Consider the following 23,439-nt stretch of genomic DNA (forward strand, 5'->3'; position numbering starts at 1 on the left):
CGAGCCCCAACGACAACATCCGGCCCGCTGAGGGGGTGGGTGTGAACAGCCGGTCCGGTGTCGCCGATACCGGAATAGGCACTGTCGATCGGGCGGATCCCATCGATACGTGCGGGTAACCCCGATCTGCTGTTCACATATACATGAGACACGTGCACACTGCGCAGGACCGTATTCGACAATCGCACCCGCCCGGGGGCAAGACCTTGGAATGGAAGGAGTCGGCGAGTGTTCAGCCGCATCGCCATCGTCAACCGGGGTGAGGCCGCCATGCGGCTCATCCACGCCGTCCGAGATCTGGCTGCGGCGACCGGGCTACCGATCGAGACGGTCGCCCTCTACACCGACGTCGACCGCAACGCGACCTTCGTGCGCTCGGCCGATATCGCCTACGACCTCGGTCCTGCGGCCGCGCGGCCGTACCTGGATCTGAAGGTGCTCGAGCAGGCGCTGGTCGCCACCAAGGCCGACGCGGCCTGGGTCGGCTGGGGCTTCGTTGCCGAGGACCCGGCCTTCGCCGAACTGTGTGAGCACATCGGCGTCACCTTCATCGGTCCCAGCGCCGAGGCCATGCGCAAGCTCGGTGACAAGATCGGCGCCAAGCTCCTGGCCGAGGAGGTCGGGGTGCCGGTCGCGCCGTGGAGCCGCGGCGGTGTCGACACCGTCGAGGACGCCATCGAGGCGGCCGAGCAGATCGGCTACCCGCTGATGCTCAAGGCCACCGCCGGCGGCGGCGGGCGTGGTATCCGCAAGGTCTCCACCGAGGCCGAGCTCGTCGACGCCTACGAGCGCACCAGGCAGGAGGCCGCCCGCGCCTTCGGCAGCGGCGTGGTGTTCCTCGAGCGCCTGGTCACCGGCGCCAGGCACGTCGAGGTCCAGGTCATCGCGGACGGCCAGGGCAGCGCCTGGGCGCTCGGCGTGCGCGACTGCTCGGTGCAGCGCCGCAATCAGAAGGTCATCGAGGAATCGGCGTCGCCGGTGCTCGGCCCCGAGCAGACCGCCGAGCTGAAGGCCTCCGCCGAGCGTCTGGCGGTCGCCGTCGGTTACTGCGGCGCGGCGACCGTCGAATTCCTGTACCACCCGGGTGAGCAGCTGTTCGCGTTCCTCGAGGTGAACACCCGGCTGCAGGTCGAGCACCCGATCACCGAGTGCACCACCGGTTTCGACCTCGTGCAGGCCCAGCTGTCGGTGGCCTCCGGCAACAAGCTCACCGGCGAGCCGCCGGTCGAGCGCGGTCACGCCATCGAGGCCAGGCTCAACGCCGAGGATCCCGACCGCGACTTCGCGCCGGCCCCCGGCCGTATCGTTCGCCTCGATCTGCCCGCGGGCCCCGGCATCCGCGTCGACACCGGCGTCAGCGAGGGCGACACCATCCCCGCCGACTTCGACTCCATGATCGCCAAGATCATCGCCTACGGCCGCGACCGCGACGAGGCGCTCGGCAGGCTGCGCAGGGCGATGGCGCAGACCAGGGTGGTCATCGAGGGTGGCGCCACCAACAAGAGCTTCGTGCTCGACCTGCTCGACCAGCCCGAGGTGATCGACGCCAGCGCCGACACCGGCTGGATCGACCGGGTCCGCGGCGAGGGCCGCCTTGTCTCGCACCGGCATTCCGCCGTGGCGCTCGCGGCCGCCGCGATCGACGCCTACGAGGAGGACGAGCGCGCCGAACGGCACCGCCTGCTGTCCACCGCGTCCGGCGGCCGTCCGCAGGTGCAGCACGAGAGCGGGCGCCCGCTCGACCTGAAGCTGCGTGGCGCGAGTTACCGCGTGCGGGTGGCCCGCATCGGCGCGCACCGGTTCCGGGTCGGCATCGAGTCGGGCGCCGAGCTGGTCGCCGCCGATGTGGATCTGGAGCGCTTCGACGAGCACACCGGGCAGCTGGTGGTCAACGAGACCCGCTACCGGCTGATCACCGGCACCCACGGGCCGATCCACCTCGTCGATGTCGACGGCGTCACCCACCGGATCAGCCGCGACGAGGGCGGTGTCGTCCGCTCGCCCGCGCCCGCCCTGGTCGTCGGCACCCCGGTCGAGGTCGGTGCCGAGGTCGAGGCCGGTGCCGCGGTTCTGGTGCTGGAGAGCATGAAGATGGAGACGGTGCTGCGCGCGCCGTTCCGGGCGCGGCTCAAGGAGTGCGCGGTCTCGGTCGGCACGCAGGTGGAGACCGGTGCGCCGCTGCTGCGCCTGGAGCCGCTGGCCGATGACGACGCGGCCGCCGACACCGAGGCCGTCGGCGCGGTCGAGCTGGATCTGCCCGGTGAGCCCGCTCCCCGGCAGGCCCACGAGCGGCTCGCGCGCGGGCTGCAGGACCTGCGCAGCCTACTGCTCGGCTTCGACGTGGACCCGCACGACGAGCGCCGCGTGCTCGAGGACTACCTGGCGGCGCGCCGCGACTCGGTGGCGGCCAACCACCGGCCGCTGGCCGAGGAGCTCGAACTCGTCCAGGTCTTCGCCGACCTCACCGCGCTGAGCCACAACCGCTCCGAGGACGAGCAGGGGCAGAGCCATGTGCACAGCGACCGCGAGTACTTCCACACCTACCTGCAGAGCCTCGACGCCGACCGGGCCGGACTGCCCGAGTCCTACCGCGCCAAGCTCACCCAGGCGCTGAGCCACTACGGCATCACCGAGCTGGATCGGACCCCCGATCTCGAGGCCGCGGTGTTCCGTATCTTCCTGGCCCAGCAGCGCCCGTCGGACACCGTCGAGGTCATCACCACGCTGCTGCGCGAATGGCTGCGGGAACCGATGCCCGATCAGGTGCTGCGCGAGCCGGTCGGCCTGACCCTGGAGCGGCTGGTCGTGGCCACCCAGGTGCGGTTCCCGGTGATCGCCGATCTGTGCCGCGGCCTGGTGTTCGGCTGGTACGGCCAGCCGCTGCTGCGCCGCAACCGGGCCAGGGTCTACACCAATGTCCGCAGGCACCTGACCTACCTGGACGCCAACCCCGACGCCGCCGATCGCGCCGAGCGCATCGCCGACATGGTCCGCAGCACCGAACCGCTGGTGCGGCTACTGGCCCAGCGCCTGGAGCGCAACAAGCCCGACCACACCGCCATGCTCGAGGTGCTCACCCGGCGCTACTACGGCAACAAGGGCCTCACCGGCGTGCACACCGAGCAGGTCGGCGGCAGCACTTTCGTCGTCGCCGAGCGTGACGGTGCGGGCCTGGTCTCGGCAGCTGTCGGTTTCGCCGACCTCGCCACCACGCTGCGTGGCCTCGGCACTTTCGCGGGCGGTGCCGTCTCGATCGACGCCGACATCTACGTGAGCTGGGAGGACCAGCCCACCGACACCGACGCGATGGCCGCCGCGCTGCAGGAGATCCTCGGCGCCGAGCAGCTGCCGCAGCAGGTGCACCGCATCACCGCCACCGTCGCGGGCAGCGGCGGCGCGGTCATGCACCACCACTTCACCTTCCGCCCTTCGGCCACCGGCATGGCGGAGGAACGCCTGATCCGTGGCCTGCACCCCTACATCGCGCAGCGGATGCAGATGGAGCGGCTGCGCAAGTTCGACCTCACCCGGCTGCCGTCCTCCGACGACGAGGAGGTGTACCTGTTCCGGTGTGTCGCCAAGGGCAACCCGTCCGACGACCGGCTCATCGCCTTCGCCCAGGTGCGTGACCTGGCGGCGTTGCGCGATCAGGACGGCAGGCTGGTGGCCCTGCCGACCGCCGAGAGCACCATCGCGACCTGCGTCGACTCGATCCGCCGGGCCCAAGCCCAGCGGCCGTCGGCCAAGCGGCTCAGCACCAACCGCATCGTGATGTACATCTGGCCGCCGATGGAGGTCACCCGCGCCGAGCTGGAGACCATCGGCGCGCACGTGCTGCCGAACGCGGCGGGTGCCGGGCTCGAGGAGATCCTGCTCATCGCGCGTCAGCGCGATCCGGAGACCGGCGAGCTGAGCAAGGTGGGGGTGCGGATCAGTTTCGACGCCACCGGTGGATCCACCGTGACCGTCGGCGAGCTGACCGACGAGCCGGTCGAGCCCGTCGACGAGTACCGGCAGAAGGTGCTGCGGGCCGCCGCGCGCAACACCGTCTACCCATACGAATTGACCGGCCTGCTCGGCGATTTCGCCGAGTACGACCTCGACGACGCCAACAAGCTGGTGCCGGTCGACCGGCCGAAGGGCCGCAATACCGCGGCCATCGTGGCCGGTGTGGTCACCACGAGGACCCCGCGTCATCCCGAGGGCGTCACCCGAGTGCTGCTGCTCGGTGACCCCACCAAGTCGCTCGGCGCGCTGTCGGAGCCGGAGTGCCGCCGGGTGATCGCGGCGCTCGACCTCGCCGACCGGCTGCGGGTGCCGCTGGAGTGGTACGCGCTGTCCTCGGGCGCCAGGATCTCCATGGCTTCCGGCACCGAGAACATGGACTGGGTCGCGGCCGCGCTCAAGCGGATCGTCGAGTTCACCCAGGACGGCGGCGAGATCAATATCGTGGTCGCGGGCATCAACGTCGGTGCCCAGCCGTACTGGAATGCCGAGGCCACCATGCTCATGCACACCAAGGGTGTGCTGGTGATGACGCCGGAGTCGGCGATGGTGCTCACCGGTAAGCAGTCGCTGGACTTCTCCGGCGGCGTGTCGGCCGAGGACAACTTCGGCATCGGCGGCTACGACCGGGTGATGGGCCCCAACGGTCAGGCGCAGTACTGGGCGCCGAACCTGCCCGCGGCCCGCGACGTGCTGATGGCGCACTACGAACACACCTACGTGGTGCCCGGCGAGCAGGCACCGCGCCGGACCAGGACCGTCGACCCGGTGGCGCGCGATATCTCCACCTTCCCACACACCATGGCCGAGAGCTCCTTCAGCACCGTGGGCGAGATCTTCTCCGCGACCGCCAACCCGGATCGCAAGAAGCCCTTCGACATCCGCACGGTGATGCGGGCGCTGGCCGACCAGGACCACGCGGTGCTGGAACGCTGGGCGGGCATGGCCGACGCCGAGACCGCGGTGGTGCAGGATGCGCACCTGGGCGGAATCCCGGTGTGCCTGTTGGGTATCGAGTCGCGTAGCGTGCCGCGGCGCGGTTTCCCGGCCACCGACGGCCCCGACACCTACACCGCGGGCACCCTGTTCCCGCGGTCGTCGAAGAAGGCGGCGCGGGCGATCAACGCGGCCAGCGGCAACCGTCCGCTGGTGGTGCTGGCCAACCTGTCCGGCTTCGACGGTTCGCCGGAGTCGATGCGTAAGCTGCAGCTCGAGTACGGTGCCGAGATCGGCAGGGCCATCGTCAACTTCGACGGTCCGATCGTGTTCTGCGTGATCTCGCGCTACCACGGCGGCGCGTTCGTGGTGTTCTCCAAGGCGCTCAACCCGAACATGACCGTGCTGGCGCTGGAGGGTTCGTTCGCCTCGGTGCTCGGTGGCGCGCCCGCCGCCGCGGTGGTGTTCGCCGGTGAGGTCAAGGCGCGGACCGCCGCCGATCAGCGGGTCCGTGACCTGGAGACCCAGGCCGCCAACGCTTTCGGCACCGATCGCGCCACCCTGTCCGCGGAGCTCGACGAGCTGCGATCCTCGGTCAGGGCGGAGAAGCTGGGTGAGGTGGCCGCGGAGTTCGACGCCGTGCACAACATCCAGCGCGCGGTCGAGGTCGGTTCGGTCGACGCGATCGTCAGCGTCGCCGAGCTGCGGCCGCGGATCATCGCCGCGATCGAAGCACATCTGGCGCGCTAGCAGGCCGTACGCGGTCGCCCCGATGGCTCGGGGCGACCGCGAACCGCCGCGGTGTCGGCACTGGAGATGCCGACCGAGTTGCCCTCGGATGCACCGGTGCCGACGTCGGTAGCAGCCGGCCCTTCGGCCGCTAAGTCGGCGCTGAGCCCGTGGTGGCGTCGAAGGGCAGCCGGACCAGCCCGAGCCGTGCGCACTGCCGGCGCAACGGTGTGAGAATCCCCTGCGCGTCGTTCGTCCGGCCTGCCACGCGCAGCGCGTCGCCGAGCAGGAATCCGGCGCGCAACGCGGCCATCGGCCTGCGCTCGGCATCGATCGCAGCGACGATGGCAGCGGCTCGTGCTACCGCGGCCTGCTGTCCGGCTGCCGAAGGTCCGGCGAGCAGCAAGCGGATCGCGGAGTCCTCGTCGAGCTCGTCGGCCAGGGTGTCGACGCCGTGGTCACGGCGGATCTCACGGTCGAGGAGCATTGCCGCGCGCACCGCAGGGTCGAGCGCGAACCCGAGCCGGACGCGTTCGTTGCGTAGGCGCGCGGTCAGGCGCGGCAAGTCGAGCCGTTCGGCGTGTGCGGCCCCCTCGTCGAGCAACGCGAGCGCGCCGGTCCGGTCGCCGCGCAGGATTCGCACGCGCGCGCCGGTACCGTAGGTCGCCAGCATGAAGTCCACCCCGCCACCGCCTTCGGTGGACAGCTCTCTGCCCCGGTCGAGCAGATCGGCCGCGGTATCGAGATCACCGGTCTCATAGCGCAATTCACCAAGCAGGGTGGCCGCGAGACGGGTGGCGTGCGCGGACGGTCCCATGGTGGCGCGCGCGTGTTCCACCGCCGTGCTGAACAGGTTGTCCGCGGCCGCGATGTCGAGCTGTTCCTTCGCCGCGAGTCCGCCGAAGCAGTGACCGTACACCGAAAGGAACGGGCCGACCGCCGCGTGGTAAGGCCGCGCCCAGTCCTGCCAGCGGCGCGCCGCGTCGAAGTCGAAACGCTGGATCGCCGCGAAGGACGCGATATTGGCGGCGACGCCGGGCACACGCGGCGAGAAGTCCTCGGGGCGCGCCAGCGCGTCGCCGAGCAGGCGGTCCACGTCGGGCACGCGGTCGGCGAACATCTCCCGCACACCGATCGCCACATCGGCCTCGGCGCGCAGATCGGCGCGCTCGGCGGCGGGCAGCTCGACGGCGGCGGCCAGGGCGGACTCGAACCGGGCCAGCGCGGCAGTGGTGGCCGCCGTCCGGCGGAACAGCAGGTCGATCCACACGCTGTACAGCTGGATCCGCGGCCGGTCCCGACAGACCCGCGTGGGCAGTTTGGCCAGGATGGCCTGCATCGGCACCATTCTCGACCGTTCCAGCAGATAGCCCGCCCCCTCGCCGACGAGCTCGGCCGCCCGCTCCGGCACGCCCGCCGCGAGCGCCTGATCGACCGCCTCGTTGAGCAGGTGGTGCCGTCCGAACCAGTCCGCCGCCCGCAGGCGCAGCTCGGTGACCTGCTCCGGCCGTTCCTTGGCCAGCCTGCGGCACAGGTAACCGGCGAACAGCTGGTGGTAGCGGTACCAGTCGCCGTCCGGGCTGTCCGGCCGCAGGAACAGGCCACGGTCGGTGATCTCGGCGAGCAGGTCGCTCGCATCGGCACGACCGGTCAGCGCGGTCGCGAGGCCACCGCAGAGCCGTTCGCAGACCGAGGTGGTCATCAGGAACTCGAGCGTGCCGGGATCCAGGGTGTCGAGGACGTTCTCGGCGAGGAAGACCCCGATGTCGGGGTGGGTGGCCAGACTGGCGAGCAGGCGCGCGGGCGCCTCGCCTGCGCGTAGCGACAGCACGGTCAGCTGGAGGGCCGCGACCCAGCCTTCGGTCGCGGTCGCGACTTCGGTCATCTGCTCGGTGGTCAGGTGCACACCGCCCGCCTCGGCGAGAAAGGCCCGCACCTCCTCGGGATCGAAACGCAGTGTCGCGGCGTCGATTTCGGCGAGTTCGCCCTGTATTCGCAATCGGCTCAGCGGGAGTTCGGGACGGGCGGTGCTGGTGAGCACCACGGGCAGGTGGTGGCAGCCGTGCTCGAGCAGGAAACGGACCGTCGAGACCGAAGCCGCGCCGGTCACGCGCTGCCAGTCGTCGAGGATCAGCGTCACCCGCCGATCGCTGGTGTGCAGGCCGTCGACCAGGGCCGTCAGCACCGTGCGGGCCGGGTCGCTCGGGTCGGCGTCGAGCAGCCGGTCGAGCTCGTCGGCGAGGTCGCCGACGGCGGGCCGCACGGCTTCGACGAGGTGGCTGAGGAACCAGGCGAGGTTGTCGTCGTCCTCGTCGACGGTCAGCCAGGCCACCGCGGCGCCGTGCTCGACCAGCTCGTCGTGCCATTGCGCGGCCAGCGTGGTCTTGCCGAATCCGCTGGGCGCGTGGATCACCGAGAGCCGGGTGCGTTCGTTGGTGCGCAGCTGCTCGAGCAGCCGCTTCCTGGCGAGGGTCGCCCTGGCCGGGGTGGGCGGGCGGTACTTGGTAGCCGGTGTCGGTGGCGCGGTGGTTCGTTCGTGCGGGCGCGGGGCAGGCGCGATGGGCGGTGCCGCGGGCTGCTGGGTGACCGGGACACGCAGGATGTCGACGGGAACGCCGGTATCGCGCTGCGCCGCAGCCAGTTCCGCGCCGAGCGCGGCGGCGCTGTCCGGACGTTCGGCCGGGTCGGCGGCCATGGCGTGTTCGATGACGGCCCGCACCTCGTCGGGGACGTCCTGCTCGGTGAGATCGGGGCCGGGCCGCGCCGAGACCCGGAGGAACTGCGACAGCACCTGCTCACCGACCTGCCGCTCGTAGGCGACATGCCCGGTGAGCGCGCAGAACAGGGTGGCGCCGAGCCCGTACAGGTCGGCGGCCGGGGTCGCGGGCGACCCGCGCAGCACTTCGGGCGCGGCGAAGGCGGGTGAGCCGGTGACCACACCGGTGGTGGTGCGGAATCCGCCCTGGATGCGGGCGATCCCGAAGTCGGTGAGTTCGGGTTCGCGATAGTCGCTGAGCAGGATGTTGGACGGCTTCACATCCCGATGCAGAATGCCGCCGCGGTGGGCTGTTTCCAGTGCGCCCGCCATCTTCACCCCCAGCCGCAGGACGGCGATCCAGTCCAGTGGTCCGGCGGTGTGGATGTGGCGTTCGAGCGAGCCGCGCGGGTGATACTGCATCACCAGGTAGGGGTGCCCGCCGTGGGTGGTGCCCGCGTGGAACACCGCGACGATGTTCGGATGCCCGGACAGCCTGCCCATCGCCTGCTGTTCGCGCACGAAACGCTGCAACCCGTCGGGATCCAGTTCGGCGGTGAGCACCTTCACGGCCACGACGCGATCGAGATCGGGCTGCACGCACCGGTACACCACGCCGAACCCGCCGCGCCCGATCTCCTCGGCGTCCTCGAAACCCTCGGCGGCCAGCTCCGCCGCGATGCCCGAGGTGGAGCTGCGCTGTGTCGGCGGGATGTCGGCCATGTAGGGCTCGATTCGGTGAAGACCTCCCGGCGGTGCGTTGCTGCGATCGCCTCTACCGAGAGTAACCCCGCCTGCTCGGCGATCGCACATGTGCGCGCCCGTGTCCGCTGCCGATTGCCGACGGGTCGCCCACGGGGTATCGCACCCCGAACGTCGGACAGCTGCTGACCGTGCCGGGCGATGCGGAAACCGGCGAGCTGGGGACGGGCGGCGCCGGGGACGGGCGGCGTCGTCGGTGACGGCCGCCTGGCGACGTCGGGTCTAGCCGCCGCGTATCCGCAGGTCGCGGGCGAGGTGGTCGCGTTGTTCGAGGACGAGGCGGCGCAGCGCGCCCGGCGCGTCGGTGTTGTCGGCGAGCCAGGCGTCGACGAGGTCGAGCGACTCGGTGGCGGGGAACAGGCCGAGCACGATCCGGCGCGCGATCTCGATGCTGCGCCGATCCCACACCGTGCGCAGCGCGGCGAAGTACCGCGCGTCGTAGCCGGCGATGAGGTCACGGCGCGCGCCGGCGCGGAAACCCGCGATGGTGGCGTCGAGCTGATCGTTGCTCAGGGCGGTGTCGTCGAGGATCGCGGCCCACGCGTCGGCTTTGACCCGCGAATCGGGTCGCGCGGCGAGCGCCCGGCGCAGCGCGGTCCGGCCGGAGGCGGTGTCGTCGTTGCCGAGTTCCGCGTCGAGGTCGGCGCCGGTGGCCGTGCCGGTGGCCGCCAGGGCCGTCCAGAACAGCCAGCGCAGATCGGGGTCGAGCGGAAGTCCCGCCGGCCCCGCCGATTCGCCGCGTAGGAGCGCGATGATGTCGGCGGCGCGCCCGTCGTCCAAGGCCGCGGCCTGTGCGGCGGCCCGGGCAAGCGCGAGTTGCGCGCCGGACCCCGGCTCGGCCGAACACATACCGGACCAGCACGATTCGAGCCAGTCACGCTGCCAGCGGGCGCGGGCGGGCGCGGGCAGGTAGTGGGTGATGGCGAACGCCGCGTTGGCCAGGACCGCGCCCTGCAGCGCGGTATTCGGTTCGGCCGCGGCGAAGGCGCCTGCCATGCCGAGATAGCGGTCGACGGCGAGTTCCCCGTCGCGCGTTGCGTTCCACAGGGCCGACCAGATCAGGCCACGGGCGAGCGGATCGGTCACCCGGTCCAGCGCCCGCTCCACGGTATCGAGGGAGCCGGTATCGAGGCGGACCTTGGCGTAGGTCAGGTCACCGTCGTTGAGCAGCCGCAGGGGAGCGGCGGGCAGGACCACCGCGGTGCGTTCGGCGGAGAGCTCCAGCTCGATCCGCTCGCGGCGCACCAGCTCGCCGTCGGCCGTGAAGTCGTAGAGTCCGACATCGAGCCGGTGCGGTCGCGGGTCGGTCTGCACCACGGTGTCCCCGTCGAAGAACACCGTCGACACCCCGGAGGTCTGCAACCAGGCCTTCGCCCAGCCGGTCAGGTCGCGGCCCGAAGCCGCCGAGAGCTCGGCGAGGAGGTCGGCGAGGGTGGTGTTGCCGAACGCGTGTGTCCGGAAGTACCGCCGCACCCCCGCGAAGAACTGTTCTCGGCCGACATAGGCCACCAGCTGCTTGAGCACACTGGCGCCCTTGGCGTAGGTGATGCCGTCGAAGTTGAGCTTGGCCGCTTCCAGATCGGTGATGTCGGCGACCACCGGGTGGGTCGTCGGCAGCTGATCCTGCAGGTAGGCCCACGTTTTGCGGCGATTGGCGAACGCTACCCAGGCATCGGTCCACTCGGTGGCCTCGGCACTGGCCAGCGCCCCCATGAAGTCGGCGAAGGACTCCTTGAGCCACAGATCGTCCCACCACACCATGGTCACCAGATCGCCGAACCACATGTGCGCCATCTCGTGCAGGATCGTGTTCGCCCTGCCCTCGTACTGGGCGGCGGTGGCGGCGCCGCGGAACACGTAGGCCTCGGTGAAGGTGACCAGCCCCGGATTCTCCATCGCGCCCAGGTTGTATTCGGGCACGAAGATCTGGTCGTACTTGCCCCACGGATACGGGTAGCCGAACTGCTCGGCGAAGAAGTCGAGGCCCTGCTTCGTCACGGTGAGCACGGTGTCGGCGTCGAGGTGGCCTGCCAGCGACGCGCGGCAGAGCACACCCAGTTCGACGGTGAGTTCGCCGCGGGTCCAGACGGACTCGACCCGGTGATACGGTCCCGCGGCGATCGCGGTGAGATAGGTGGAGATCGGCAGGGTGGGGGAGAACTCGACGGTCCGGCTCCGCCCGTCACCGGTGATCCGGTCGGCGGGCCGGTTCGACAGCACTTCCCAGCCCTCGGGCGCGGTCACCCGGAACGTGAACGGCGCCTTCATGTCCGGCTGCTCGAAGCAGGCGAAGACCCGCCGGGCGTCGGCGGGTTCGTACTGGGTGTAGAGGTAGGTGGCGTCGTCGACGGGATCGCGGAACCGGTGCAGGCCCTCGCCGGAGCGGCTGTAGGCGCCCGTCGCGCGCACGACGACCACATTGGTCGCCGCCAGACCGCGCAGGATGATCCGCGAGCCGTCGTATTCGACCGCTGCCGCCCGCCCGTTCACCGTCACCGATTCGACCTCGCCACCGAGGAAATCGAGCCAGGTCAGTTCCTCGGTGGCGTCGAACACCACGGTGGTCGTGGTGGGGAATCCGGGCAGGTCGTGGTCCCCCGCCGAGGAGAGATCGAGCTCGACGCGGTACTCGCGGACGGTGACCGCGGCCGATCGCGCTGCGGTCTCGGCACGGGTGAGATTGGCGGTGCGCACCATGCGATCCTGCCAGTCCGGCGGTGGGCGAGCGAAGCAGAACCCCTCCGGCGGGCGCCGAAGGGGTTCCGGTGGGGGGATATCAGGCGGCGGGCGGATGCTTGCGGGCGCCGACCGCCTCGGCCGCGAACAGCAGCACCACCGCGGCGATCACCGCGATGACGAAGCCCCAGAAATTGAGTTCGGTGATGGACCCAACGCCGATCAGGCTGGCGATCACGCCCGCGATGAGCGCGGCCACCATGCCGAGCACCAGGGTCATCCCCATGCTCATGTTCTCCTTGCCCGGCTTGAGCATGCGGGCGAGCACGCCGATCACCGCCCCGATGATCAGGAACCCACAAATCTGAACAATCGCGTTGAACATCGCTCGAACCTCCACGTTGTGCCGGTGCCGGGAAGTGCCGGTCACCTTCGATCATTTCTCCCGACTGGCGGTTGAGCCAGCATCGTGTCCCCGGCGTTGCCCAACCGTTGTCGACCCGACGCCGGATCACATCGGGTACACCGGGTGTTTGCGCGGGTTGAACTCGGGCTTGGTCGGGTGTTTGTCGCGCAGCAGGCGCAGCGCGTGCCGGATCTCGAGCCTGGTGGTGGCAGGTTCGATGACGGCGTCGATATAGCCACGTTCGGCGGCGACCCACGGGGTGGCGACGGTCTCGTTGTACTGGTTGATCAGGAATTCGCGGGCGGCGGCGCGCTGGTCGGCGGGCACCGCGGCCAGCTGCCGCTTGCCGATGAGGTCGACGGCGCTCTCGGCGCCGATCACCGCGATCCTGGCGGTGGGCCAGGCGAAGCTGATGTCGGCACCCACCTGCCGGGCCGCCATCATGCCGTAGGCGCCGCCGTAGGACTTGCGCACCACCAGATTGACGATCGGCACGGTCGCCTCGATGATCGCCCGTGGCACCCGCCCACCGCGGATGATCACCCCGGCGGCCTCCTGGTCCAGACCGGGCAGCACGCCGGGGGTGTCGACGACGAACACCAACGGGATGTTGAACGCGTCGCAGAGCCGGATGAAATAGGTGGACTTGTCCGAACAGGCCGCGTCGATCGAACCGCCGAGTACCAGTGGCTGATTGGCGATCACCCCGACCGGATGGCCGTCGACCCTGGCGAAGCCGGTGATCAGGTTGGGCGCGAACGCCGCCCGGATCTCGTGGAATTCGCCGTCGTCGAAGATCCGCAGCAGGATCTCGTGCATGTCGTAGCCCGCGCGGTCGGAATCGGGGATGATCGCGTCGAGTTCGCGATCGGTGGCGGTGATCTCCGGCTCCAGGCCCGGATTGACGATCGGTGGCGGTTCCAGGCAGCTGGTCGGCAGGTAGCTCAGATAGGCGCGGGCCCAGGCGTAGGCGTCGCGTTCGGTCTCGGCCACATGGTGCAGGGTGCCGCGTTCGGCCTGCACGGCCGCGCCGCCGAGTTGCTCGGCGGTGATGTCCTCACCGTTGACCGCCTTGATCACCTCGGGACCGGTGACGAACATGTACGAATCGGTGGTGCCGATGAGCACATCGGTGTTGATCGGTCCGTACACCGACCCGGCCGCGCACTTGCCGAGAATGATCGACACCTGCGGCACATAGCCCGACAGCTTCTCCAGCACCCGGGAGATATCGCCGAACGAGGCGATCGAGCCGACCGCGTCCTGGATGCGGGCCCCACCGGAATCGTTGATCGTCACCACCGGGCAGCCGGTGTCGAAGGCGAGTTTCAACGCGCGCATGAACTTGCGCGCCGAGGTGACCCCGACCGAGCCGCCGTACACGGTCTGGTCGTGCGCGATCACCACCACCGGCCTGCCGTCGATGAGCCCGCGTCCGGTCACCAGGCCGTCGCCGTAGAGCGCGTCGGGCCGATCGGGCTGGCGGGCCAGCGCCCCCGTCTCGACGAAGGTGCCGGCGTCGAGCAGCATGGTCAGCCGCTCGCGCACGCTCGGCACGCCCTTGCGCTCCCGCTTGGCGATTCCCTCCGCCCCCGCGGGTTCGGCCGCGACCGCGAGAATATCGACCAGCCGCGCCAGTTTCGCCTCGGTTCCGACCACGCCCACTGCCACCTTCCTGCTGTCCCTCATAGGTGACGGTAAGCGGGATCGCCGCGCGGGCAGCCTGATGCGGCGGGCCCAGGGACAGGTCACAGTCTTCGGCCGTCCGGCGCTCCGATGTGGAACAAGATCGACACTCGGGCCGAACCCGCCGCCACCGACCGCGTGCGGATCAGTGAGTCAGCGAGCGGAACGAATCTCGCCCGCGCTGCGGTAGTACTCCTCGAGCCGGGCGCGCACGGCGGCGCGAGCCCGGTGCAGGATCACCCGCTGATTGCCCGCCGAGATACCGAGCAGATCGCAGACCTCCTCGGCGGTATAGCCTTCGGCGTCGCGCAGGGTGAGCACGATCCGGCCGCGGTCGGGAAGCGCGGCCAGCGCCTGCGCGAGTACCGCGCCGATCTCGCCGCGTTCGGCGGAGTCCTCCGGTTCGGACCAGCGCTGAGGCTTCGCGTCGTGGCGCCAGTGCCCCGGATAGGGATCGTCGGCGGGCCGGAACAGGTCGGGGTCGACGGCCGGTTCGCCGTCCTCGGGCAGACTGCCGAAGAGCACGATCCGGTGCTCTTTGATACCGCGCTTCTTCGCGGTGTTGACGAGGATGCGGAACACCCAGGTCTTGAGCGAGGACCGGCCTTCGAAGCGGTCCAGCCCGCGGATCACCGCGATCCAGGTGTCCTGCACCACCTCCTCGGCCGAGGCCGCAGTGGTGACGAACGACCTGGCCAGTCGCAGCATCGAGCCGGACCAGGCGGTGAGCACCGCGGCGAACGCGGAATCGTCACCGGCGCGCAACCTCCGGACGAGCTCGGCGTCGGTGGGCAGGGGGTAGCGGCTGCTGCCCACGTGCTGTCCTCGCTCTCGTGCCGGCACGGTGTCGACGGCCCACTCTAACGTCGGCACGGCATCTCCTTCAGCCCCGGCGCCGGGTCGCCGCACGCCACCCGACCGTGCCGATACCGACGAGCACCCACACCACGACGACGGCCGCGAGCAGCCCGGCCGGGTAGTCGCGGTCGAGCACGGTCGGATTGGCCGCGACCGCGAGTTCCCGGCCGAGCACCGGAACCGAGATCAGCACCAGGGTGACCGTACAGACGGTGCCGACGGCGACGGGCGCCGCCGATGTCGGTGGCAGCAGGCGCTTCCCGCCGACACCGAGCGCCGCGCAGAGCGGGGCGAACACGCCGTCGTGCAACACGATCGCGCCGACGAACCACAGTCCGGCCGAGATCAGGTCGATCCGGCTCTGCCCGAGCAGCAGGTCGATACCGATCCAGGCCAGCCACAGCCCGGCCAGCCCGAGCACGATCCGCACCGCCGTCATCGTCGCACCTCGATCGCCGACAGCCATTTGGTCTGCAGGACACCAGGCCGGTTCGGGGTGATCAACCGGCACGGGAACCCGTGGTCGAGATCGAGTTCGGCGCCGCCGATGCGCAGCGCGACCAGCGAATCAGCCGCCCGCACATGGGTTTCCGGCAGCACCGACCGGTTGAACAACCCGCCCCGCTCGAGTGAACGGAACTCCACATCGCCGCCGCCGTAGTCGCCGACCGCGGCCAGCAGGTCGCGCACCGCCACCCCGGACCAGTCGGCGGCGGCGCTCCAGCCCTCCACACAGGTGATCGGCAGGGTGGCGGTGGTTTGCGGTAGCGCGGCCAGCTCGGCGAGGGAGAAGGCGCGGGTGCGCTCGCCGACGGTCACCGTGAGCCGGTAGGCGTTGTCACGGGCCGATTCGGTGACGCCCGCTTCACCGGCGGTCCGGTTGACCGGAAGTCCCTGCGGCCCTTGCCCACTGCGCGGCGCGAGCACGGCGAGCCTGCGCAGCGGGGTGACGGTCTGGCCCGCGACCGCGAGTCCGGCGACCGCGGCCGCCGCGATCGCCGAGCCGAGCACGACGCGGCGGGACACGACCGCGCGCTCCCGCTCGGCCGGTGTCGCCGCGGCGGCGTCGGGACGGGCCAGCGCGGCCCGCACGACCGGCAGTTTGACCGCCAGATGCACCGCCAGCGCCCCGATCGCGACGAAGGCCATCGCGTAGTGGGTGGTGGTGAAGAAGAACCGCCACGGGTAGTACTGCGCGGTGTTGAACAGCCCGGTCACCAGCTGGAAGAGCATCGCTCCCACCAGCACCGCGATCGATCCGCGCTCGACCGCGCGCAGCGGGTTGCCCAGCAGCGGGCGGGCGAACAGCCGGGGGAACACCGACCACAGCTTCACCATCAGCAGCGGGATCGCGACAACGCCGGAGATCACATGCGCGCCCTGGGTGACGCGATACAGCCACACCGGGTGCGCAGGCCACCAGAACCAGCCGGGTGGATGCTGGATCCAGTGGCTGATCAGGCCGGTGAGGAAACAGATCGTGACGGCGACGCCGAGCATGATGCCGACCCTGGCCGCGACCGCGGCCGATCGGGCGGGCGAGATCCGGGTGCGCACGGCCGCGGGGAGCGCGAGCTCCGGATCGGGTTGCGAGTGCTTGTCGTTCATTGCCGATTCGCTCCGGTCGTCGTACTGGTCAGAAGCGGCCCGCGGCGACCAGCGGCGCGAGGCGGGCGGCGACGGCGGCGAACCGTCCGGTGGACGCGGCGGCGACGGGGGCGATATCGGCGACGTGGTCGACATCGGTCAGCACCGGTAGCGATCGGACCCGAAGACCGCAGCGGTGCAGGGCGTTACGGGTCAGCTCGCCGGTACGGTCGGTCGACATCGGCACCTCGGCGAGCAGCCGGGCGGGCCGCGGATCGGTCAAACCCAGTGCCCACCAGCCACCGTCGGTGGCGGGCCCGAGCACCGCGCCGCCACGGGCGATGAGCGTTCTTGCCGAGGACGCGAGCAGGGCTGGACCGGCCTGGGGCGTGTCCATGCCGATCTGGAGTACCGGAAGCCCGGTCCGCGCGGCGTCGGCGTGCGCGCAGGCGAGTCGCTCGCCGAAACCGTGCCCGCGCTGCGGCACCACCTCGAAATCGGCCAGCGCGGCGGCGATCTCGGTCGCGTACTCGGCCCGTGCGAGCTCGCCGGTCCAGGCGACCACGCCGTGGCGCGCGCCGCTGTCGCGCACCGCGGCGAGGGTGTCGAGCAGGGCGGCGGCGGCGAGTTCGGCCGCGGCGGCCGGGCGCAGCGGCGGGGTGAGCCGGGTCTTGGCGAACCCGGCGACGGGAGCCTTGGCGACCACGAGCAGGGTGGCGTCGACAGGTTCGCTCATCGCACACTCCAGAAGTCCCGCGCCGCGCGCAGCGTGCCCCGCACCGATCCCGACACCTTCGACACCCCATGGCTTCTCGGCCGATACGTGACATCGTGTTCGCGTACCTGCCAGCCCGCGCCCGCGGCTCTGGCCAGTAGCTCGAGCGGATACCCGGAACGTGGGTGCAGCGGGCCGAGCGCGACGAGGTCGGCCCGCCGGATCACCCGCATGGCGGCCAGATCGTGGACCTCGAGGCGATAGCGGCGGCGCAGCCAGGTCGCCAGCAGCCAGTTGCCCGCCCGCGCGTGCCACGGCCAGGCGCCGGGCACCGGCCTGCGCCGGCCCGCGACCATGGTCACCCCGTCGGCCAGCGTGTCGACCAGAGCGGGCAGTTCGGCCGGGTCCATCGAGCCGTCCCCGTCGAGCACCGCGACCAGTTCGGTCTTCGCGGCCTCGACGCCTGCCTGCACCGCGGCGCCGTAGCCAGGCCGTTCCTCGGTGAGCACGGTGGCGCCGTACTCGGCGGCGACGGTCGCGGTGCCGTCGGTGGAACCGTTGTCCACCACCAGCGCCAGATAACCGGCGGGGACGGCGGCGAGGACGCCGGGCAGGGCGCCCGCTTCGTTCCGGCAGGGGATCACCACGGTCACCCGTGGGATGTCGTCGTCTACGGTCACATGTCGACCGTAGAGCCGTCGAGCCGGAAAAGGCCTGATCGAGACGGTGACAAAAGTGTGACGGCGCGGCGGCGGGGGTGCGCACCCGGTCGGCGGACTCCTACGGTGGGGGCGTGCGGAATACCTCTGTCTCCGGCGCGCGCCGGGTGCGTGCCGATCGGGCCGATCTGGCGTGGGCGGCCGGTGCCGCACTGCTCGTGGCCGTCGCCGTCGCGGTGCCGGTGCTGATCGGTGGCGGCTGGCGCGACCGGCTCTACGCCGGGGCCGCTCCACTGTTCGGCACCTGGCTGCCGCACGTCGGCACGGGGACGGTGCCCGCCGTCGTGCTCGCGGCGGCCGTCGTGCGGTACGGGCCCGGACTGGCCGCGCGGCTGCCGTGGCGGCGCCTGCTGCTCGTCACCTGGGTGACCGCGGTGGCCTGGGCATTCCTGCTGGCCATGGTCGACGGCTGGGAGCGCGGCTTCGCGGGTCGCCTCACCTCCGAGCACGAATACCTGCACGAGGTGGACGGCGTCACCGATATCGGGGCGATGGTGCGTGGCTTCGCCGACCGGATCCTCGATTTCCAGCCCGACTCCTGGACCACCCACGTGTCCGGGCATCCGCCGGGCGCGCTGCTCACCTTCGTGCTGCTCGACCGGATCGGCCTCGGCGGTGGCGCCTTGGCGAGTCTGCTCTGTGTGCTGGTCGGCGGGAGTGCCGCGGTCGCGGTGCTGGTGACGGTGCGGGCACTCGGCGCGCCGGACCGGGCCAGGTCGGCCGCCCCGTTCCTGGCGCTCGCGCCCGCCGCGATCTGGCTGGCGGTCTCGGCCGACGCCCTGTTCGCCGGTGTCACCGCGTGGGCGGTGGCTCTGTTGGCGCTCGCGCTGGCACCCGGCGGACGTCCGCTGCTCGGCGTCGCGTCCGGCCTGCTCTTCGGCTTCGGGCTGTTCCTGAGTTACGGCCTGGTCCTCATGGCCGTCCCGGCGCTCGCCGTCCTCGCGCTGCGGGGGTGGCGGGGTGTGTGGCCGACGGTCGTCGGCGTCGCGCTGGTGGTCGGTGCGTTCGCCGCGGCCGGATTCTGGTGGTACGACGGCTATCAGCTGGTGGTCCAGCGGTACTACCAGGGCATCGCCGCCGAGCGGCCTGCCGCGTACTGGGTCTGGGCGAATCTGGCGGCCACCGTCTGCGCGATCGGGCTCGCGGGCGCCGCTGCGCTGCACCGGCTGCCCGGCGCTCTCGCGGTGCCGTCACCACGCGCGGTGCGCGCGAGTCCCGGTGCGGCACTGCGGGCGTGGCGTGACAGCGTCGATCCCGCCGCGCTGCTGGCCACCGCGGGTCTGGCCGCCCTGCTGCTGGCCGATCTGAGCCTGCTGAGCAAGGCCGAGACCGAACGGATATGGTTGCCGTTCGAGATCTGGGTGCTCGCGGGCACCGCCCTGCTGCCGGCCGAGACGGCGCGCAGGTGGCTGACGGTGCAGGCGGTCGGCACACTGCTCGTCGTCCATATCGTGCTGACCGGGTGGTGAACCGAGACCATGCGCATCCTGATCGCCGACGACGACCCCGTGGTCCGTGAGGTCGTCCGCCGCTATCTCGAACGCGACGGTTTCGACGTCGTCGAGGCCGCCGACGGGGTGTCCGCGACGACAGTGCTCGCCGACGAGACCGTCGACCTGGCGATCCTGGATGTGATGATGCCCGCGCCCGACGGCATCACGCTGTGCCTGCGGGTCCGCGCGGGCCCGCGGCCCGACCTGCCGATCATCATGCTCACCGCGCTCGGCGAAACCGACGACCGGGTGGTCGGGCTGAGCGCGGGCGCCGACGACTACCTGACCAAACCGTTCAGCCCGCGCGAGCTCGCCCTGCGGGTGGCCTCGGTGCTGCGCCGCAGCCGCCCCGCCGACACCGTCGGTGACCCGGCCCTGCGCAGCGGCCGGGTGGAACTGCGGCGCGCGGCCCGCACCGTCACCGTCGACGGGACCCCGATCGACCTCACCGCCCGCGAGTTCGACCTGCTCGCCTTCCTGCTGGCCAATCAGCAACGCGTGTTCAGCCGCACCGAGTTGCTCGAACAGGTGTGGGGCTGGACCTTCGGCGACCAGTCGACGGTCACCGTGCACATCAAACGCCTGCGCGCCAAACTCGGTGCCGCCCACCGCATCGACACCGTGTGGGGCCGCGGCTACGCGTGGGGCAGGGCCGGGAACGGGGACGACGATGCCCGCTGACGATATCGCCGGGCTCATCGGTCTCGCCCTGCTCGGGACCGTCCCGGTGGTGCTCCTCGGCGCGCTGGCACTGCGACTGGTCCGCAACCGGCTGCTCGGCGCCAGCATGGTGATCCTGGTTCTCATCCCCACCGTCGCGACCCTCACCGGGTTCGTCGCGGTGAGCAGACTGATGTTCACCGATGAACTGAGCCGTGTCGCCGTGGTACTCGGCGTGGTCACCGCGGTGACCGTGCCCGCCGCGGTGCTGCTGGGCCGGGTCCAGGCCAGGCAGTTGGTGTGGGAGAAACAGATGCTGGAGCAGGAACGGGCCGCCGAACGTTCCCGCCGGGAACTGGTCGCCTGGGTGAGCCACGACCTGCGCACCCCGCTGGCCGGTATCCGCGCGATGGGCGAGGCACTGGCCGACGGCGTGGTGGCAGGCGAGGACGATGTGCGCCGCTACGGCAACCAGGTCGTGCGCGACACCACCCGGCTGTCCGGCATGGTCGACGATCTGTTCGAGATGTCGAAGATCAGTGCGGGCGCGCTTCGCCTCACCATGGAACCACTCGACCTGCGCGAACTCGTCGACGAGGTGTACGCGGCGAGCGAACCCGCCGCGCGGCGCGGCGCGCTCACCGTCACCGCGCGGCAGCCACCGGACCGGATCCAGGTCAGCGGCAGCGATCAGGCGCTGACCAGGGTGCTCACCAATCTGCTCGCCAACGCCATCGCGCACACCCCGCCCGGCGGGCGGATCGAGATCACCGCGGGCACCGGCGCCGGGCAGGCCTGGGTGCGGGTGGCCGACACCGGTCCCGGCATCGCCGAGGCCGATCTGCCCCGCATCTTCGAGGCCGGGTACCGCGGCAAGGCGGCCCGCTCGCCGGACGACACCGGCGGCAGCGGCATGGGTCTGGCCATCGCCGCCGGGCTGATGGCGATGCACCACGGCACCATCACCGCGCGGAACCTCGAGCGCGGCACCCGTTTCGAGATCCGGCTACCGCTGCTGGCCGTGGCGTCACCAGGTCGGTGATCCGGCACTGGCCACCGCCCGCAGCGGCGCCGCCGCGAAGGCCGCGAGCCCCTGTTCCGGGGTGATCGCGGCGGTGAACCCGAGCAGCCGCCCGGCCCGGTCCGGGCTGGCGACGATGTGGCGGACATCGCCGGGCCGGTACCGGCCGGTGACCACCGGCGCCGGGCCGTCGTGCGCGGCGGCGAGGACGTCGGCGACCGCGCCGATGGTGATCGGATGTCCCGAGGCGATATTGACCGGGACGAATCCGCCGAGCGGAGCGTGTACCGCCGCCAGGTTGGCGGCGGCGACATCGTGGACGTGCACGAAGTCACGCAGCTGTCTGCCGTCCTCGAACACCTGCGGCGCCGTGCCCGCTTCCAATGCCGACCGGAAGATGGCCGCCACTCCGGAATAAGGTGTGTCCCTTGGCATCTCGGGGCCATAAACATTGTGGTAGCGCAGCGCGGTGACCGTCGCGTCCGTCGCGGTGGCCCACGCCGCGGCGTAGTGCTCCTGGGCGACCTTGCTGGCCGCGTAGAGGCTGCGTGGGCGCAGCGGAGTGTCCTCGTCGACGGGCAGCCAGCCCAGGCTGGCCCCGGATCGCGGGTCGAGGTGGTCGAATTCGCCCCGCGCGAGGTCGGCGGGATCGCGCGGCGGCGGGACGACTTCGGCGTCCGCGGCGCGGTAGCGGCCCTCGCCGTACACCACCATCGAGGAGGCCAGCACCAGCGTGCGGCAGCCTGCCCGGTCCATCGCGGCCAGCAGCATGGCCGTGCCGAAGTCGTTATGACTGGCGTAGGCGGGCGCGTCCTGCGCGCTGACCCCGGCCCCGACCACCGCCGCCTGATGCGAGACCACATCGATGCCGCGCAGAAACGCGTCGAGTGCGTCGGCGTCACGGATATCGACCTGTTCGACTCCGTCCGGGGGTGCGGCGTCCGGCCCATGGGCAGCGGGGAGCATGAGGTCGATCGCCACGACCTCGTGCCCCGCGTCGGACAGTGCTTGCCGGACGTGGGACCCGATGAATCCGGCGGCGCCGGTCAGCAATACGCGCATGCCGTCGATTCTTGCCCGTCGGCCGCCTGAATTCCCGGCATCTCCGGCCGGTTTTCGCATTCGGTCAGCGTTTCGTCATATTCTTCGCCGTCCGCGCCGGATGTCAGCGTTTCGTCAGAATTGACCCGGCATTTCCGGTGCCCCGGTGCGGAATGCTGAACGGGTGGCCGGAACAGATCTGGGAATCAGTCGCACACTGACGGTCGCCGAGCGGGTGCGGGCTCGCGTCGAGCGGGCCCGCCGCGCCCGGCTGACGGATTGGGGTGGGGCGGATCCCTTGCGCTCCCGCTGCCCCGCGCCCGGCGATATCGCGCTGACCAGCAACGACTATCTCGCGCTCGGGAGCGATCCGTGGATCGTCGACGCCCGGCGGACCACCGGCGACGATCCCGGCGCCGCGGCGGCGCTGGAAGCCGGCCTCGCCGCGCACCTCGGCGCGCCCGCCGCCGTGCTGTGTCAATCCGGCTGGGCCGCCAATACGGGACTCATGCAGTCGATCGCCGACCCCACCATTCCGGTCCATCTCGATCGCCGCGCGCATATGTCGCTGACCCACGGCGCCCGCGCGGCCGGTGCGCCGGTGCATTTCTTTCCACACAACGACCTGGCCGCCCTACGGGCCCGGATCGCGGCGTTCGGGCCGGGAATCATCGCCGTGGACGCGATGGACAGCGCATGGGGTGGCCGGGCCGACCTCGAGCAGCTCTGCGCGGTGGCCGAGGGCACGGGCGGACTGCTCGTGGTCGACGAGTCGCACACGCTCGGCGTCGACGGACCGGCCGGTGCGGGCGCGGTGGTCGGCCTCGGCCTGACCGATCGGGTCGCGTTCCGCACCGCGAGCCTGGCGAAGGCCTTCGCGGGCCGGGCCGGGGTGATCGCCGCCGGTGACCCTGACTTCGCGGACTACTTCCGGCTGGCGTCGGCTCCCGCCGTATTCTCCTCGGCTGTTCCCGGTCACGAGGCCGCCGCCCTGCGCGCTGCTCTCGCTCTCGTCCGTGGTGCGGGCGCCCGGCGCGACCGGCTGCGCAACACCGGTGATGTTGTGCGAAAGGGGCTGCGCGACATGGGATTCGACCTGGGCGGCGCAGCAGGGCAGATCGTCTCCCTGTCGACCGGGCCCGGCCGCCGTGCGCTCGGTGTCCGCGACTACCTCGCCGACCGTGGCATCACCGGATCATTGTTCTTCCCGCCCGCCGTCCCCGGCCAGGGCACCCTGCTGCGATTCTCCCTGCACGCGGCATTGTCCGGCGATCAGCTGGCACACCTGCTGGCCGCCTGCGCCGCCGTGGCCGACACCTTCGGTCCCACCCCGCCCGACCCGACCGCGTCATGAGCGCGCCGAGCCCGGCGGCGGCCGCGAGGTTCGAGC

General features: G+C 71.3%; 15 protein-coding genes. 5 read left to right on the forward strand and 10 right to left on the reverse strand.

Annotated features, from left to right (window positions below):
* Window positions 1-228: 228 nt before the first annotated feature.
* Window positions 229-5,691, forward strand: a complete 5,463-nt coding sequence (locus ACFOW8_RS22450) for an ATP-binding protein (RefSeq protein ID WP_378553304.1) — start codon at window positions 229-231, stop codon at window positions 5,689-5,691.
* A 130-nt stretch (window positions 5,692-5,821) separates the two neighbouring features.
* On the opposite strand, the gene ACFOW8_RS22455 is transcribed toward ACFOW8_RS22450, so the two are convergent.
* The 9 genes from ACFOW8_RS22455 to ACFOW8_RS22495 all read right to left on the reverse strand — a co-directional run bounded on the left by ACFOW8_RS22455 (window position 5,822) and on the right by ACFOW8_RS22495 (window position 17,795).
* Window positions 5,822-9,148 (reverse strand): protein kinase domain-containing protein, encoded by a 3,327-nt coding sequence (locus tag ACFOW8_RS22455; RefSeq protein ID WP_378553307.1) that lies wholly within the window; start codon window positions 9,146-9,148, stop codon window positions 5,822-5,824.
* Window positions 9,149-9,409: 261 nt separating this feature from the next.
* Window positions 9,410-11,881 (reverse strand): aminopeptidase N, encoded by a 2,472-nt coding sequence (pepN, locus tag ACFOW8_RS22460; protein ID WP_378553309.1) that lies wholly within the window; start codon window positions 11,879-11,881, stop codon window positions 9,410-9,412.
* A gap of 82 nt (window positions 11,882-11,963) precedes the next feature.
* Window positions 11,964-12,248 carry a GlsB/YeaQ/YmgE family stress response membrane protein gene (locus ACFOW8_RS22465; protein ID WP_378553312.1) on the reverse strand — a complete coding sequence of 95 codons (285 nt, stop codon included), beginning with the start codon at window positions 12,246-12,248 and terminating at the stop codon, window positions 11,964-11,966.
* A 126-nt stretch (window positions 12,249-12,374) separates the two neighbouring features.
* On the reverse strand, window positions 12,375-13,958 hold the full coding sequence (locus ACFOW8_RS22470) for an acyl-CoA carboxylase subunit beta (RefSeq protein ID WP_378553314.1): 1,584 nt from the start codon (window positions 13,956-13,958) through the stop codon (window positions 12,375-12,377).
* A gap of 150 nt (window positions 13,959-14,108) precedes the next feature.
* The gene (locus tag ACFOW8_RS22475) at window positions 14,109-14,828 is read right to left on the reverse strand and encodes an RNA polymerase sigma factor (protein ID WP_378553316.1); all 720 of its coding nucleotides are present in this window, start codon (window positions 14,826-14,828) and stop codon (window positions 14,109-14,111) included.
* Window positions 14,829-14,838: 10 nt separating this feature from the next.
* Complete coding sequence (locus ACFOW8_RS22480) at window positions 14,839-15,252, reverse strand: hypothetical protein (protein ID WP_378553318.1); 414 nt, start codon at window positions 15,250-15,252, stop codon at window positions 14,839-14,841.
* Window positions 15,249-16,421, reverse strand: a complete 1,173-nt coding sequence (locus ACFOW8_RS22485) for a molybdopterin-dependent oxidoreductase (protein WP_378553321.1) — start codon at window positions 16,419-16,421, stop codon at window positions 15,249-15,251. Before ACFOW8_RS22485 ends, ACFOW8_RS22480 begins: the two co-directional genes overlap by 4 nt.
* Window positions 16,422-16,449: 28 nt before the next feature.
* Window positions 16,450-17,136, reverse strand: a complete 687-nt coding sequence (locus ACFOW8_RS22490) for a TIGR04282 family arsenosugar biosynthesis glycosyltransferase (RefSeq protein ID WP_378553323.1) — start codon at window positions 17,134-17,136, stop codon at window positions 16,450-16,452.
* Window positions 17,133-17,795, reverse strand: coding sequence for a glycosyltransferase family 2 protein (locus tag ACFOW8_RS22495; protein WP_378553325.1), 663 nt, complete (start codon window positions 17,793-17,795; stop codon window positions 17,133-17,135). The genes ACFOW8_RS22490 and ACFOW8_RS22495 overlap by 4 nt, the downstream gene beginning before the upstream one ends.
* A 113-nt stretch (window positions 17,796-17,908) precedes the next feature.
* Here ACFOW8_RS22495 and ACFOW8_RS22500 point away from each other — a divergent pair, with 113 nt between their 5' ends.
* From ACFOW8_RS22500 to ACFOW8_RS22510, 3 genes are read left to right on the forward strand one after another with little or no spacing between them, the layout of a single operon-like run.
* A complete protein-coding gene (locus tag ACFOW8_RS22500; RefSeq protein WP_378553327.1) occupies window positions 17,909-19,303 on the forward strand; it encodes a hypothetical protein in 1,395 nt (464 codons plus the stop codon).
* 9 nt (window positions 19,304-19,312) lie between these two features.
* On the forward strand, window positions 19,313-20,008 hold the full coding sequence (locus tag ACFOW8_RS22505) for a response regulator transcription factor (protein WP_378553329.1): 696 nt from the start codon (window positions 19,313-19,315) through the stop codon (window positions 20,006-20,008).
* On the forward strand, window positions 19,998-21,029 hold the full coding sequence (locus ACFOW8_RS22510; RefSeq protein ID WP_378553331.1) for a sensor histidine kinase: 1,032 nt from the start codon (window positions 19,998-20,000) through the stop codon (window positions 21,027-21,029). The genes ACFOW8_RS22505 and ACFOW8_RS22510 overlap by 11 nt, the downstream gene beginning before the upstream one ends.
* Here the strand turns inward: ACFOW8_RS22510 and ACFOW8_RS22515 are convergent.
* Window positions 21,015-22,070 (reverse strand): NAD-dependent epimerase/dehydratase family protein, encoded by a 1,056-nt coding sequence (locus ACFOW8_RS22515; RefSeq protein ID WP_378553333.1) that lies wholly within the window; start codon window positions 22,068-22,070, stop codon window positions 21,015-21,017. The genes ACFOW8_RS22510 and ACFOW8_RS22515 overlap by 15 nt on opposite strands.
* Window positions 22,071-22,215: 145 nt before the next feature.
* Here ACFOW8_RS22515 and ACFOW8_RS22520 point away from each other — a divergent pair, with 145 nt between their 5' ends.
* Window positions 22,216-23,403, forward strand: a complete 1,188-nt coding sequence (locus ACFOW8_RS22520; protein WP_378553335.1) for an aminotransferase class I/II-fold pyridoxal phosphate-dependent enzyme — start codon at window positions 22,216-22,218, stop codon at window positions 23,401-23,403.
* The last annotated feature ends 36 nt before the right edge of the window (window positions 23,404-23,439 follow it).

Origin of the sequence: Nocardia rhizosphaerae (genome assembly GCF_042650365.1) — a bacterium.
Classification (GTDB): domain Bacteria; phylum Actinomycetota; class Actinomycetes; order Mycobacteriales; family Mycobacteriaceae; genus Nocardia; species Nocardia rhizosphaerae.

Coding starts and splice junctions, on each gene's coding strand:
- ACFOW8_RS22455 (WP_378553307.1), bottom strand. CDS start 9,148: ATGGCCGACATCCCGCCGACACAGCGCAGCTCCACCTCGGGCATCGCG.
- ACFOW8_RS22465 (WP_378553312.1), bottom strand. CDS start 12,248: ATGTTCAACGCGATTGTTCAGATTTGTGGGTTCCTGATCATCGGGGCG.
- ACFOW8_RS22470 (WP_378553314.1), bottom strand. CDS start 13,958: ATGAGGGACAGCAGGAAGGTGGCAGTGGGCGTGGTCGGAACCGAGGCG.
- ACFOW8_RS22510 (WP_378553331.1), top strand. CDS start 19,998: ATGCCCGCTGACGATATCGCCGGGCTCATCGGTCTCGCCCTGCTCGGG.
- ACFOW8_RS22490 (WP_378553323.1), bottom strand. CDS start 17,136: ATGAGCGAACCTGTCGACGCCACCCTGCTCGTGGTCGCCAAGGCTCCC.
- ACFOW8_RS22485 (WP_378553321.1), bottom strand. CDS start 16,421: ATGAACGACAAGCACTCGCAACCCGATCCGGAGCTCGCGCTCCCCGCG.
- ACFOW8_RS22515 (WP_378553333.1), bottom strand. CDS start 22,070: ATGCGCGTATTGCTGACCGGCGCCGCCGGATTCATCGGGTCCCACGTC.
- ACFOW8_RS22480 (WP_378553318.1), bottom strand. CDS start 15,252: ATGACGGCGGTGCGGATCGTGCTCGGGCTGGCCGGGCTGTGGCTGGCC.
- ACFOW8_RS22505 (WP_378553329.1), top strand. CDS start 19,313: ATGCGCATCCTGATCGCCGACGACGACCCCGTGGTCCGTGAGGTCGTC.